Source organism: Fibrivirga algicola (genome assembly GCF_011742925.1).
Lineage (GTDB): Bacteria > Bacteroidota > Bacteroidia > Cytophagales > Spirosomataceae > Fibrella > Fibrella algicola.
This window is the reverse complement of the sequence record NZ_WAEL01000001.1, coordinates 633,157-646,850: the sequence shown is the minus strand read 5'-3', so window position 1 is coordinate 646,850 and position 13,694 is coordinate 633,157. Positions and strand designations below refer to the sequence as shown.

The 13,694-nt window shown below is 53.2% G+C and carries 12 protein-coding genes; 5 read left to right on the top strand and 7 right to left on the bottom strand.

Annotated elements, in window-relative coordinates:
• Positions 1-146 precede the first annotated feature (146 nt).
• Complete coding sequence (locus tag F7231_RS02595; RefSeq protein ID WP_166690803.1) at positions 147-1,328, bottom strand: neutral zinc metallopeptidase; 1,182 nt, start codon at positions 1,326-1,328, stop codon at positions 147-149.
• 777 nt (positions 1,329-2,105) lie between these two features.
• On the opposite strand from F7231_RS02595, the gene F7231_RS02590 reads away from it, so the two are divergent.
• Positions 2,106-3,224 (top strand): trans-sulfuration enzyme family protein, encoded by a 1,119-nt coding sequence (locus F7231_RS02590; protein ID WP_166690802.1) that lies wholly within the window; start codon positions 2,106-2,108, stop codon positions 3,222-3,224.
• Between the two features lie 69 nt (positions 3,225-3,293).
• Here F7231_RS02590 and F7231_RS02585 read toward each other — a convergent pair whose 3' ends face one another.
• Complete coding sequence (locus tag F7231_RS02585; protein ID WP_166690801.1) at positions 3,294-3,731, bottom strand: protease inhibitor I42 family protein; 438 nt, start codon at positions 3,729-3,731, stop codon at positions 3,294-3,296.
• A gap of 130 nt (positions 3,732-3,861) precedes the next feature.
• Complete coding sequence (locus F7231_RS02580) at positions 3,862-4,914, bottom strand: methyltransferase (protein ID WP_166690800.1); 1,053 nt, start codon at positions 4,912-4,914, stop codon at positions 3,862-3,864.
• 242 nt (positions 4,915-5,156) lie between these two features.
• Here F7231_RS02580 and F7231_RS02575 point away from each other — a divergent pair, with 242 nt between their 5' ends.
• Complete coding sequence (locus tag F7231_RS02575; protein ID WP_166690799.1) at positions 5,157-6,470, top strand: M20/M25/M40 family metallo-hydrolase; 1,314 nt, start codon at positions 5,157-5,159, stop codon at positions 6,468-6,470.
• 45 nt (positions 6,471-6,515) lie between these two features.
• A complete protein-coding gene (locus F7231_RS02570; RefSeq protein WP_085414842.1) occupies positions 6,516-6,983 on the top strand; it encodes a RidA family protein in 468 nt (155 codons plus the stop codon).
• 95 nt (positions 6,984-7,078) lie between these two features.
• On the opposite strand, the gene F7231_RS02565 is transcribed toward F7231_RS02570, so the two are convergent.
• Positions 7,079-7,882, bottom strand: coding sequence for a toxin-antitoxin system YwqK family antitoxin (locus F7231_RS02565; RefSeq protein ID WP_166690798.1), 804 nt, complete (start codon positions 7,880-7,882; stop codon positions 7,079-7,081).
• A gap of 191 nt (positions 7,883-8,073) precedes the next feature.
• Positions 8,074-8,916, bottom strand: a complete 843-nt coding sequence (locus tag F7231_RS02560) for an SDR family oxidoreductase (protein ID WP_085414844.1) — start codon at positions 8,914-8,916, stop codon at positions 8,074-8,076.
• Between the two features lie 109 nt (positions 8,917-9,025).
• Here F7231_RS02560 and F7231_RS02555 point away from each other — a divergent pair, with 109 nt between their 5' ends.
• Both F7231_RS02555 and F7231_RS02550 read left to right on the top strand, forming a co-directional pair.
• On the top strand, positions 9,026-9,625 hold the full coding sequence (locus F7231_RS02555; RefSeq protein WP_166690797.1) for an NAD(P)H-dependent oxidoreductase: 600 nt from the start codon (positions 9,026-9,028) through the stop codon (positions 9,623-9,625).
• Between the two features lie 164 nt (positions 9,626-9,789).
• Complete coding sequence (locus F7231_RS02550; RefSeq protein WP_085414846.1) at positions 9,790-10,290, top strand: hypothetical protein; 501 nt, start codon at positions 9,790-9,792, stop codon at positions 10,288-10,290.
• Here the strand turns inward: F7231_RS02550 and F7231_RS02545 are convergent.
• Together F7231_RS02545 and F7231_RS02540 are read right to left on the bottom strand one after the other, a co-directional pair.
• On the bottom strand, positions 10,287-11,438 hold the full coding sequence (locus tag F7231_RS02545) for a cysteine desulfurase family protein (protein ID WP_166690796.1): 1,152 nt from the start codon (positions 11,436-11,438) through the stop codon (positions 10,287-10,289). The genes F7231_RS02550 and F7231_RS02545 overlap by 4 nt on opposite strands.
• A 136-nt stretch (positions 11,439-11,574) precedes the next feature.
• Positions 11,575-13,650 (bottom strand): tetratricopeptide repeat protein, encoded by a 2,076-nt coding sequence (locus F7231_RS02540; RefSeq protein WP_166690795.1) that lies wholly within the window; start codon positions 13,648-13,650, stop codon positions 11,575-11,577.
• Positions 13,651-13,694: the final 44 nt, after the last annotated feature.

Genomic DNA, 13,694 nt, shown 5'->3' with positions numbered 1-13,694 from the left:
AAAATGGCTGGCTTATACATAGCCTTTAGGCAGCTACAGTTCAGCACGCTCTATACAATGAAGCAGGTCTCTTCGTAATCAGCCTGGTTTGCCGATTACAAAGAGACCTGCCAGTTCGTCAACAGACGGTTAGGGTGACTGATCCGTTATGGGGCAACCAGTTCTGGCAGCTTCGCGTCGAACATGGTAGCAAATAGCTGACTACTCATAATCACGCCCTGCTTCTTGGCACCATCGGCCGTTTCATAGCCCCAGGTTGCAGCTGCCATGCGTTGTAGTGGTGTACCGTGATGATTTGGACTGGCGAATCCACAATCGCCGATGGCAAAGAATACATCAAGGAACCGTTGCACCCGTTTCCACTGCATCGCTGCTCCACGGGCATGCGACAGGTAGTAGGCAGCATACGCATCGGCCATTAACTCTGTCCGCCGAGTTGCCTCCGCCGTATACTCGTCGCTAAACAGATCGAGCTGAAACTGAATATGATGCCCAAATTCATGAGCTAACACGGCTTGTGAAGCCACATCGACGTAGCCGAGGTCATTATACGCATCAATGATTCCATCGCCCATAATTATTTTGGCAGGAATTACACCGTACGGGCTAAAATTAAATGAAGATTGTGCAAAAGCATTCAGCGTAAAGATGGGATGATCGCCACGTCTATACTGAGGCACAATGTCCAGCAACAAAAGGATAATATCGGCATACTGCTCAGCAACCTGCTGACTATCGCCGTACAAAATTTTGTCAATTCGAATCACTCGTTCCCGATCCAACAGCATATTCCCATGCATGGCGGCGAGTACAATTCCGTTTGATTGAATATCCCAAAACCGCTGTAGATCTTTGAATCCCTTTACTGTTGCCTGAGAGTACTCACCATGTATGCCAAAATATTGGTTGTTTGATGAGTTTTCAAATAGCAACGCATCGTAAGTAGGAAAGTCCAACATACCAGTAACAACAGCATAAAAGAAAAGCTCAGCGTCCCAGTCAGCTAATTCTCCATCAAGCCAGGTGTCAAACGCTGTAGGGCCACATTCAGTTGGCTGCACTACTTTCATAGCCCGTTTTATTGAGGCGGCATACTCCGGATGCGTCTTTGTCAAACGAGCTACGCTTTCGTCGAAACGCTTCTCATGACCCGCTGGTAATGAAGCACGTAACTGCTTCAGCTTTGCCTTTGCCTCAGCTGAAAGACGGGACGATTGTCCTGCTTTACTGTTACTTACGGCTGGGCTAAAGCGCTGCTCTTCTTTACAACCCAAAAGCACGAGCAGCGACATAGTAGCCACTGTAAAACATAGAATAAGGTTTTTCATGATACCTGTGATTAAATGGATGGTTTAGATAACAGGTATAATGTAGTCCTTTGACAAAAAATAGCTATAGTTTGATCTCTGAATATACAGTAAAAGGTAATCGTATTTACTACGTAATAAGTGACATGAATTTGATATCAATCAAGTCAACTTTAATGTTTATTTAATTGAATTACAGTGCAGTTACACTTTCAATATTAATGCCACTTTATTACCATCAATTTATCTCGCTTACATATCATACAACACCAAAATATTCATCAGTATCTAGCCATAAATTTACATATCAACATAAATTATTTTTACCTACACGGTATCAACTATCGTAACCAGAAATTATAGACGCTGGCAAAGTTATTTCTAAAAAAAACGTTGTGTAGCAGCCTGTATGGTTAGTTAATCTTACGACGTACGGTCTATTAAATAAAGACAAAAAATATATGAGGTTACTCGGCACGAATAACGCATGTCGTTACCTGTATTTATGATTCAGAACCGAACAGGATTGGAGTTATGGTTCCTCGTCGGGGCTTAGGAGCGCCCATGTCAGCCACCCTATCAGCAGCAGGCATAACATAAATACGATACCACCTAAAAGGCCAACTTGTATGTAGATGTTCATCTGTATACTCGATTGAGCATGCATACTAAATCACCGCCAGCAGATGCCCAGCGCCGTTCTCTCCTATTGTGAGAGAACGGCGCTACTTCCGTACAAACGGTCGTAAAGTGTAGCAGGCAGTCTGACAAACCGGGTTTTTCTGTTAGTTTGCAGCTATGAAGCCTGAAACCATTGCGCTGCTCTCAACGCACTACTATGACCGTAATGCTGGTGCCCTTGCCCCGCCTATCTACCTGTCGACCACTTACGAACGCGACGCTGACGGCACGTTCAAGCATGGCTACCTGTATGCCCGGAATTCGAACCCAAACCGTGACGCCCTTGAGCGCAGTCTGACGGCTCTGGAAGGCGGTTTTGGCACTACCACTTACGCTTCAGGACAGGCCGCCACCATGAACCTGTTTCTGGCCCTTGCTCCCGGTGACCATGTGCTGGTGCCCACTGATGCATACTATGGCACCCCGGCGCTGCTGGAAGAACTGATGCATCCGTGGGGTCTGACCTACACCCGCGTCGATATGACCGATCTGGATCAGGTATGTGCCGCCATGCACGAAAATACGCGGGTGATTTGGGTAGAGACGCCCTCGAATCCCCTCCTGAAAATCGTTGATATTCGCGCCCTGGCCGACATAGCTCACGCGGGTGGTGCCATCTGTGTATGCGACAATACATGGGCCACGCCTATTTTGCAACGCCCTCTCGACCTGGGCTGCGATGTGGTTATGCACGCCACCACCAAGTACTTCGGCGGGCATTCCGACGTGCTGGGTGGTGCTCTGATTTTTAAGGAAGACGGTACGCTGTATCAGCGCATCCGGCGACTTCAATCCGTTGGGGGGGCGGTACCGTCGCCGTTTGAGTGCTGGCTGGTCTTACGCGGGATAAAAACGCTGGCGGCACGGGTACGTCTGCAAACCGAGACCGCCGGCAAGGTGGCCGAATTTCTGTCGACCCACCCAAATGTGGAAGCCGTTCATTATCCCGGTTTACCCAACGACCCCGGCCATGAGCTCGCTAAAAAGCAGATGACCGGTTTCGGGGCGATGCTGTCTGTTCAGGTACGTGGTGGGGCTGAAGAAGCCATTCGCATGGCTGCCAAGGTGCAGGTCTTCACCCGAGCCACCAGCCTCGGTGGTGTAGAAAGCCTGATCGAGCATCGGGCCAGTGTGGAGGGGCCAAACAGCCAGACGCCCCCCAACCTGCTCCGCCTGTCGATTGGCCTGGAACATGCCGACGATCTCATTTTCGACCTAAAGCGGGCGTTAGACTAAAACAGACGTCACTACAGCAAGCGGGCGGCTCAACACCGGATAGTTGAGCCGCCCGCTTGCTGTAGTGACTTAGTTGCTGGTTACCGTGACCCGATACCGTTTCCTGATTGTCCCGGTACCGTCTGTCCCTGGTTGCTTTTCGGAAAAAACCACTTGCGCCGTACCGATCGTCACGCCTTTGAGTAGAAAAACAGCTGGTCCGGATGTCGGCATAGCGGTTACACTCCCCGTTGCCGCACTAGTCGGCTTTCGCGCCACATCAACCACCTCCTGATTGTCGGACGTGGCGGTCAGTTGCCAGGTCGTATCGGCGCGGGTAGCCAGATTTACTTCGCGAATCTCCCCCACTTTCAGCCGGACTGGTTGGCCTTTTGCTCCGGTGCGGTTAGCCGTGCAAGCACTGAACAGGACCACTAAACTACATAGCAAGGCCAGCGTATAGCCGTGCTGTAGCCAGACTGGTTGGTGGTTTGTAGAGATGGTTGAGCAATTGGGCGCGTTTTTCATACAGCAGTAACTCACGAGCCTGCGCAACAGTTTTACCCATCAGGCTGGCCGGACTTGCTCACAATCCCCACTTTTCGGCACATCGTTGCCACAACGGGTTCAGGTACGTTACCGGCGGGCACAATCGCCCTTATTTCTTCGCCCAGATCAGGCCATAATCCAGTTGGGTAGGCCGGGCATCGGGCATGGGCGTCAGGCCGGCCATAGCAAACCAGCTCTGGTATTCGGCCCGGCTGTAGCAACGGCCTTTGGTCACCCAGAAAAGTTGAGCCGAATAGTCGGTAGCGGCTAGTGGGCCATCCAGCGTGTCGTTCAGAAAGGTATCGTGCACCCAGAGTTCGCCACCTGGGCGTAGAGCATCGGCAAAACGGTGGGCTAGTTGCTGACAGGTAGGCGTAGGCCAGTCGTGAAACAGGCTTGCCGCCAGTAGCAGGTCGGTTTGGGGCAGTTCATCCGTCAGCATATCGCCCGGTAGCAACGTCACGCGGGCTTTCACGGTGTTGGCCCCCGCCCGGCCACTTTGCCCAAACTCATCGAGCAGTTCGGCGGCAACAGCCAGCACCGCCGGGCGGTCAAACAAGGTGGCTGTCGAGGTAGGATTAGCCAGCAGCCACTCGTAGGTATATAGGCCCGTGCCCCCGGCAACGTCGAGCAGGTGGCCTTCCCGTTTGGGCAGGTTAGCCGCGACAATGGGCGACAGGTGACGGGCGCGTCCAGCCAAACCGAGGGTAAACTTCCGGGCGAGAGCCGAGTCATCCATCGGCGACGGTCCATCGCCTTCTTTCACAAAGGATATGCCCGTTGGTGATTCCAAAGGTCCGTCGTGGCGCAGCAGTTGTGCCATTTCCACAACGCCGGAGTCGTCTTTTTCCAGTCCCGTATAGCCCGTCAGGTTAGGCGTTTGCCCGCTGGTCAGGTAACGGCCCAGGTCGGTCAGGCATAGCCGATTCTGTTCGTCGTAACGTAGCAGTTCCATCGCGCAGAGGGCCGGAAAAAGCACCATAGCCGGGCGCTCAGCCAGAGCAAGCTGGCTGCGCAGGTCGGTCAGTAAAAGTGGACCAGCACTCAGGACTTCGAACACGTTCAGGTGATGAATGGCCGCGAGTAACAGGCGCGACCCGTACATGGCCCGTAGGTGACGGGTGATGGGAGCCGGGTCGGGTTGTTGAGAGTAGAGGAGCATGAAACGGAAATCGGTAAAAGGTTTACGGGTAAAGATAAGGGCGCATTATCCCGCCGGAACCGCACTCCGCGGCTTATCTTTTCGAAGGCCGTACCCTGCCCAAACGATAAAGTGCTGGCTGCCGTTGGCAAAAAATAAATAGCTGGCTACTGGCACCGTTACGTGTGTCAGGACTACCTTATGCGCTAAATTGATCAACGAGCGAACTACGAAAAGTAACAGACTGACAACCAGCACCCACTATGAAAATTTGTACGATTACCTGCCTTCTCCTTAGCCTATGCCTGGGTTTTCCCAGCGTATATGCGCAGGATGTGGAGGCGGGCAGAGTTGGCAAAGTTGACGCCCGCTACCTCAACGAGGTGGGGCGACTGATAAAAACCCGGCAGTTGCAGCAGGCCTTTCAGTTCATCATCGCCCAAACCAAACGAAACCGCGATGACCTGATCAGGCTCACCGAAATTCCGGCGCCTCCCTTCATGGAAGCCAAACGCGGCGTCAGCTACGCGGCCATGCTAACCGAAGCCGGTGCCGACTCGGTCTGGACCGACAAGGTCGGCAACGTGATTGCACTGCGGAAAGGAAAACAACGCAAAGGTCGCGTGGCGCTCGACGGACACCTGGACACGGTATTTCCGCAAGGAACCGACGTGACGGTAAAAATGCGGGGCGACACGCTGTTTGCCCCCGGCATTGGCGACGATACGCAGGGACTGATCATTGTTGCGTCGGTACTGAGAGCGCTGGAGGCGGCAAACATCGAAACCCAGTCCGATGTCTTGTTTATTGGTTCGGTAGGCGAAGAAGGGCTCGGCGATCTGCGGGGAGTAAAGCACCTGTTCAGCGAGCAAAGTCCCCGCATCGATTCCTGGATTTCGGTCGACGGTGGAGAGGTAGGTACCATCTCGACTATGGGGCTGGGCTCGTACCGCTACCGGGTTACCTTCAAAGGACCCGGCGGGCATTCGTGGGGGGCGTTTGGCCTGGCCAATCCGCAGCACGCACTGGGTTCAGCCATTCATTACTTTTCAAAAGCGGCCGATAAGTTTACCCGCACCGGTGCCCGTACCAGCTACAACGTGGGTCGCATTGGCGGGGGTACGTCTGTCAATTCCATCGCTTTTGAGTCGTGGATGGAAGTGGATATGCGATCAGAAATCCCGGAAAATCTGAATCTGGTCGACTCGCTCCTGAAGGCTTCAGTTCAGCAGGCGCTAAACGAGCACAACGCCATGAAACGGATGGGCCCCGCCCTCACCGTCGACATCGCGAAGATTGGTGATCGCCCTTCAGGTGAACTGGCCGAGAGTGTTCCGTTGATTCAGCGGGCCATGGCGGCCATCACGCAGTTTGGCCTAACGCCGAAAACAGGCCGGGGCTCAACCAATTCAAACATCCCCATCTCAAAAGGAATCCCCGCCGTTACCGTTGGCCGGGGTGGTAAAGGCGGCAATGCACATGCTTTAAACGAATGGTGGTATGACCATGAAGGCTACAAAGCCATTCAGGTTACCCTGCTCACACTACTGGCCGAAGCCGGCATAGCCACTCCTTAAGCATCTGTTAACCAATACAATCAACGTCAATCAGTACCCAAAACTATGTCAACTGCAGATCAAAATTTCAACGCCCTCAACCTTGAACTCCCCCCTGCCCCACTGCCCAAAGGTGTGTACAAACCAGCGCTTATCGTAGGCAACTTCATCTATGTATCCGGTCACGGACCCTACAAACCAGACGATAGCCTGATGACAGGGCGTGTAGGCTCCGAAGTAGATATTGATTTTGGGATTGCTGCCGCTCAGCAAACCGGCCTTGCCATCCTGTCGACCCTCAAAGCGGCTCTTGGCAGCCTCGACCGGGTAAAACGGGTTGTGAAAATACTGGGTATGGTCAATGCTGTCGAGACTTTTCAGGAACACCCGAAAGTCATTAATGGCTGCAGCGAACTGTTTGCCAAAATCTGGGGGGAAGAGAACGGAATTGGTGTGCGGAGCGCCGTAGGCATGGGCTCGCTACCGGGCAACATTTCAGTGGAGATCGAAGCCATGTTCGAGCTAGTAGCCTAACCCAAATTGGATTGCCCTGGCGCCGTAGTGGTGCTGACGCGTCAGCACCACTACGGCGCCAGGGCAGGTACGTTCCTTTTCGGCCCCGGGCATTGCTAGGGTAGCGTAATACGCAACATACTTCTGTCGCGGTAGGCGTACATAACCCATGCTTCGGGAATAGGAATGCCATCCATGGTTGCGGGCTTCCAGTTGGTTTCGTTTTCGCGCAACATTGGCATATCCTGCACTACCTTCCGAATAGCAGCAACCAGCCGTGGATTATTTCGGCCAGCGGTAACTTTAGTGTCGATAACCTGCCCGATCTCATTCACGATGAGCTTAACGCTGATGTTGGCGACTTCTGTATCTGTCAGAATAGGCATCAGATTTTTCGCGAAGTAGGCCTTCAGTTCATCTGGGTTACCCTTAAACTTGAGTTGCTGGTAAAAAGCCTCACAGATTTGCTCATTTCCTTCGGCGTCGTAACACATGCTTTTCTTCAGCTTCCCGTTCCGGTACAACTCCCGCCGCTTCACTGAGCCGTCGGCGTGATACACGATAAAGGGGCCGTTCAGCACGTTCATGTTGTAATCGCAGGTCAGGTACAATCGGCCATCATTGTACAGCACCTTCGATGGCCCGTGCCGCACGGCAAACAGGCCAAAGTAATTACCCTGATCGATAACCCGGTAATTATCAGTACGATACAGTATACTGTCTTTAGAAAACGTGTCGACAATGTAATGGTCTTTACGTTTTCCGATGTAGGTTACCCGTTCGTAAAATTTGCCGTAGTCTTGGTACTCCGTTGAGGAAAAAGCAGACTGCTCCGACGATGGCTGTGCCTGAACACAAGATACAGCCATCAGCAGGCCCACCAGGAGCCACCCCACTTTAGTTTTGGCAGCGTACTTCATTCGTTCACAGTTGTCAATAGCCTAAAAGAGACTTGTACAAGTAACAGGCGGCCACCTAAAAATTACCGACTGTTGCTTGTTTCCCCAAGTTACGAGTTTAACCACCTCGGCCGACCAGGCAGGCCATTTTTGCTTGTCGATCTACCAGACAGCCAGCCGACGCGATCTGGGCGTGGCCAATAAATGGTTCTTTACAGTCCGGTCATTTCAGCGCTCATCTCCCATAACCGTTTGGCATAGAAGTTATTCTGCGCGTCTTTGGTTGGCGTTTTTGGTTTACAATCGTCGAAGTACAGGCCTGTCACATGGTCTACTTCCGGCGACGAGGCCAGGTATATACTTGTGGCAGCTCCTTGCTCCGGCGTTTTTAGAAAGGGGCGGGCCAGATTAAGTACAGCGCCGAAGATGGCCCCTGATTCAGCCGCAAAGTTGGTGCTTACCGTTCCCGGATGCAGGCTGTTCGACGTGATTCCATCGTCCATTAACCGCTCAGCCAACTCTTTTGCGAACAGTATGTTACAGAGTTTCGACTTTCCATATGCCCGCATGCTACCGTATGACGCCGGGCGCGCTAATTCATTAAGCTGAAACGTGCCGGCGAAGCGATGCGCCTCCGATGAGACCGTCACTACGCGGGCGTCCTGCCCCTTTCGCAGCAGATCGAGCAAGAGGTTGGTTAACAAAAATGCACCAAGGTGATTGGTGGCAAACGTAAGCTCATACCCATCAGGCGAGTACTGCTCTTTCTCGATGTAGAGCCCTGCGTTGTTGACCAGCACATCGATGTGGTCGTAACTGGCCTGTACCTGGTTAGCAGCAGCTCGTACCGAGGCCATACTGGCTACATCGCACTGAATCAGGTCGATTTTCACGGCTGGGTACGTTGCCTGCATGGCCAGTTGCACGGGAAGAGCCTTAGTAAGGTTGCGGCAAAGCATAACGATGTCGAAGCCTTTGCGGGCTAATTCCTGCGCCGTGATTTTACCAATTCCCGAGTTTGCTCCGGTAATAACGCAGATACGTGATGCTGCCATAGTCTATATAAGGTTAAACGATACCAGATAAACTATCTGGCAGATACCGTGGTTTTGCAAACGATAGCTTCCGGCTTTTCCGGGAACTGGCTGAACACATTATTCCACTATGAGAATTGCCATCATTTCAACCTCACCGAGGGCCAACAGTAATACACTCCGCTTCTGTAAATTCGTTCAGAACGTACTGGAAGAGAGCGGCCAACATGAGGTAACTGTTGTCGACTTTGCCGAGTATGACCTCCCCTATGTTGGCACCGTCTGGATGAAGCCCGACACGCTGACCACGTTTCAAGACGCGTTTATTAGTGCCTGGGGCGAAGCTGACCTGGTCTTCTTTGCTTCTCCTGAATATAACTGGACTGCCACCCCGCAGATTCTGAATGCGTTTCACTCACTGGGTGGGCCAGCCTTTAAGCACCTGTTCGAGAACAAAGTATTTGCCATGGCCGGTATCTCAAACGGCCGCGGTGGTCGCCAGCCGGCTTTAGATATGACCACCGTGTTGAATAAGGTGATCAGTTTCACCAATAGCTTCTCCATCATTTCGCCAAAACTCTACGAATCGCACGAAACCGATAAGAACCTGGACGCAGATGGGCAGTTTGTGGGACACGAAGTATATGATCGCACAGCCCGCGCATTTATTGAGTACACGCTCACCGTTGCCCAGCGCTGGAATTGCGCCCCGGTAGCAGTAGAAGCCTGATACTAGCCGGAGTAACCTACCAAATGGGGTGTTGATCAACTTGGCTATCTAGTTGTTTATCAACACCCCATTTGTATACCTACCTGTTAGACAGGCCATTAAAACTCAGCTTAAAATCTGGTAATCCGTTAACTACGTAGATATTATATACTAGATTTGGGTATATGAAATGGCTGTCTACGCTCCTGGTCCGATTTGAACACCTCGATAGAGGGCTCAATCAATGGTTGGTAACGAATTACCGCACGCTTCTACGTCTGTTTACGGGTCTTGCCTTTCTGGAATTTGGCATCGTAAAATACCTGTCCGGGTCGGGGCCCCTCGATGAACTGACGGAGCAGGTTACCTATACTATTACTGCTGGTTGGTTATCCAGCAGCACAACCACCGCAATCACAGCTACGCTGGAGTGCGTTACAGGTATTTGTTTTCTCAGCAACCGCTTTCTTCAGTTAGGCATTTGGATCTTGACCGTTCAACTGCTAAGCGGTATGGCTCCTCTACTGCTGTTTTCGAGCGAGCGACTGATGGGACTTTCTTATGCGCCGTCGCTGGTAGCGCAGTATCTCATCACCGAAGTGATCTTAGTGGCCGTTGGTATTTTCATGGCTGCTTCCTGGACCAAAAAACAACTGGTTGCAGAAACGGAGCCAATTAGGGCTTAAGCTTTAACCATATACATTTCGGCCACTTTCGACACGGCGAAATCAACCTCGTCCGGCGTGTTGTACTTGCCAAACGAGAACCGAATATTACCCCGATCCGGATTTAAACCGGGCAAAGCGCCCAGTACATGTGAGCCCATATCCGATCCACTCGAACAGGCTGACCCGCCCGATACTGAGATGCCGGCAATATCGAGGTTAAAAAGTAACATATCACTCATATCGGTCGCGGGCAAACTTACACTCAGCACCGTATAGAGGCTCTTATCCAGATCGGCCGAATCTCCGTTGAAACGCACATCGTTGATCGAGGTCCGTAGTTGGTCGATCATCCGCTGTTTCAATCCCTCGATATGGTGGCGGTGTGCATCCATTTCGGCGTAGGCAATCTCAAGTGCTCTCGCCAATCCCACAATACCATACACGTTTTCGGTGCCTCCACGCCGGTTGCGCTCCTGGGAACCCCCGTGAATGAATGGGTGAATAGCAGCCCGATCAGTTGGGCGGGCGTATAAGAAGCCGACCCCTTTTGGACCGTGAAACTTATGCGCTGCGCCCACCAGGAAATCAGCCTTCAGTTGCTGCACATCGTGGCGGTAGTGGCCCATTGTCTGCACGGTATCAGAATGCCATACGGCTCCATACGCCTGGCACAATTCCCCTACCTGGTCCATATCCAGCAAGTTGCCGATTTCGTTGTTACCATGCATCAGCGATACCAGCGAAGTAGGATTCGCTTTCAGCAACGTACCTAGCTGGTCATAATCGAGCCGACCGTGTTCATCTACATTCAGCAGGCTCAGCTTAATCTTCCCGGATTTAGCCAGGTATTCCAGTGTGTGCAAAACAGCATGGTGTTCCAGCGGCGACGTAACGGCATGGGTGATGCCATAGGTGTCGATACTACCGCAGATTGCCGTATTATCGGCTTCGGTTCCACCCGATGTAAAGAAGATCTCAGCGGGCGCAGCGTTTAACAGCGATGCTACGGTTTTGCGGGCCTTTTCGATCGCCGAACGAACCACACGGCCATGACCGTGAATCGACGATGGGTTACCAAAATTGTCCTGCATCAAGGGCAGCATAACTTCCAGAACAGCGGGATCAAGCCGGGTGGTGGCGGCATTATCAAAATATACGCGTTGCATAGGTTGTAAGTCAGTCGTTGGGCAAAAGTACGAATACCCTACCGACTAACCGAAAAATCGGCTAACCGGGTTCAGGCGACGCTACCCATAAGTGTTGGAGCCAAACCGATTCGAACTGCCTCCGGCCTGATCTGGCTCACTCCATAGCCGGGTTGCGCAACGTAGGCAGCTTACCCGTTTCTGCTTTGCGCAACAACACCAGGTGCTGAGCCAGAAGTTTCTTCATGTCGTCGTCGGGGCAATACCTGTGGGCTAGTCCAAACGCATGCAGCGCCTTTTGCCGGTCGCCTCGTTGGGCGTACAGATTACCTAATTCCAGGTCTATCACAAAAATTTTGGGGTTCAGGCGTACCGCTTCTGCGATGTACCGAATGGCTTTTTCCGGGTTAGGCTTTGCATCGATATACAACGCCTTATATCCCTGCCCCCCCAACCACGATGCCCGTAGGTTGGGCAGGCGGAACGTACCCTGAAATACGAGCAGATTGCCCATGCGGGCCACCGGTTTGGCTTTTTGAAACACCAGATAATCGTCCTGATACAGGTTCGGGGCCAGCGCCTGTGTTGAGGTGAGCACCGTTCCGGTTAGGTGTTCCGACTGAAAGAGAAGGCTATCCTGTTCCGGTTTTTCACCAACCCAGTGTAACTGATACCGTTGTTTTTCAGACCTCGGAACTCCATACCAGATGAATGGCACTTGACCACTGGGCTGAATGTGCGTCTTGTAATACTCCACCAGTTCTTTCGACCGTTGATTCAGGTCGACGCCCTCATCGTTGAAATACCGGTAACTAGTGGCCGGGCCACCGACCAGCTCATTGAAGTATTCCCAGGGCCGCACTACGGGCCCAGCCAACAGCAGGGCCGCCGCCAGAGCCACGAGCACACCGCCCCGCAACCACCTCGATTGGCTGTCGATGGCCGCCGCCACAACCAGCCCACCCAGCACTGCCAGCAACGGCAGAACCGACAGAGCATGCCGAACGCCGCCGTAGGTCGATCCCTTCGCCAGCGCCAGCCAGAAAAAACCCGCCAATAAGGCCAGCGCGGCCAGGGGTAGCCGGGCCGCTTGAGGTAACCGTTTCAGCAGCCACAGGCCCAGCCCGCCCAGTGTCAGCAGCAACAGACCCAAGGGGAGCTTAACGGCCCAAATGCCCGGCGTGTAATAAAACGGAGCGCGACTGTAGTATAGCTTACCAAATGCGAAAGCCGAATTAGCCCGGCCCTCTACACCCGCCCTGATCGTATCGGCTAGCCCCCAGAGGTACGAAGCGGGCAACAGCTGCCAGTCGGCCAGGCGATGCAGCACGTCTTTGTACAACGGTGATCGGATGTCGTCGATCTTAGTGGCCAGCGGTCGATTGAAAAACTCGCCTACCTCCACACTGTCGCGGTACCGGAATCCGTAGAAACCCCACAGCACCACCAGCGCGCCAACCAGTACCAGGGCCACCAGCCCAAGCCGCCGAAGACGGTCGGCCAGCGTACCCCGCCCGGCCAGGGCCAGCACTCCACCCAGCAAGGCTACAGCCATGACCGTGAGCACCGCCGAATGTTTAGACGCCAGTGTAACACCTACACACAGCGACAGCAACGCCAGATCAGCCACCCGCCACGACCGAAACGCCACCACCGCCGCCAGCATCGACGTACCTGACAGCAGCGCCACTGGCAGGTCGGTCATCACCACGGGCAAGTGAGCCGCCACGGTGGGGTCAATGACCAGATACGCCAGTGTGGCCAGCGCAACAACTGGCCCCAGCACTCGGCGCAGCAGCAGCGTAAACCCCAGTAGCAACAGGCTATTCAGGGCAAACATCGCCGCGCGAGCCTGTTGCTGAATAGCGTCCGGATCATTTTTCAGGTACACACCTTCCTCGGCAAACCGGCGCTCATCCACTTTATCCTGCAAGGGACGGAAGGGCGCCAGATTGTAGCCGTTCATAAGCACAACCGTGCCTACCCAACGCTTGGTCAGCGGCGGATGCTCGGGGTTGATACGATACGAACCGGTTTTCGCATACGACACCCCCGCCATGATGTGATACGCTTCGTCGAGCGTGAAACTATCGAGGCGGGTAGCCCAGTTCGACCGCACGATGCCTGCCGCCAGCAGCGCCAGCATGATCAGCCAGAATACCCGTTGTTTACGCCCGGCTGACAGGTACGTAGGCGAGGTAATCACCTCCCCTTGTGGTAGCACTAACGACATAGTAGTTAAGCCTTTAGCTGAATGAAGGCCAAACCTACTTTTGT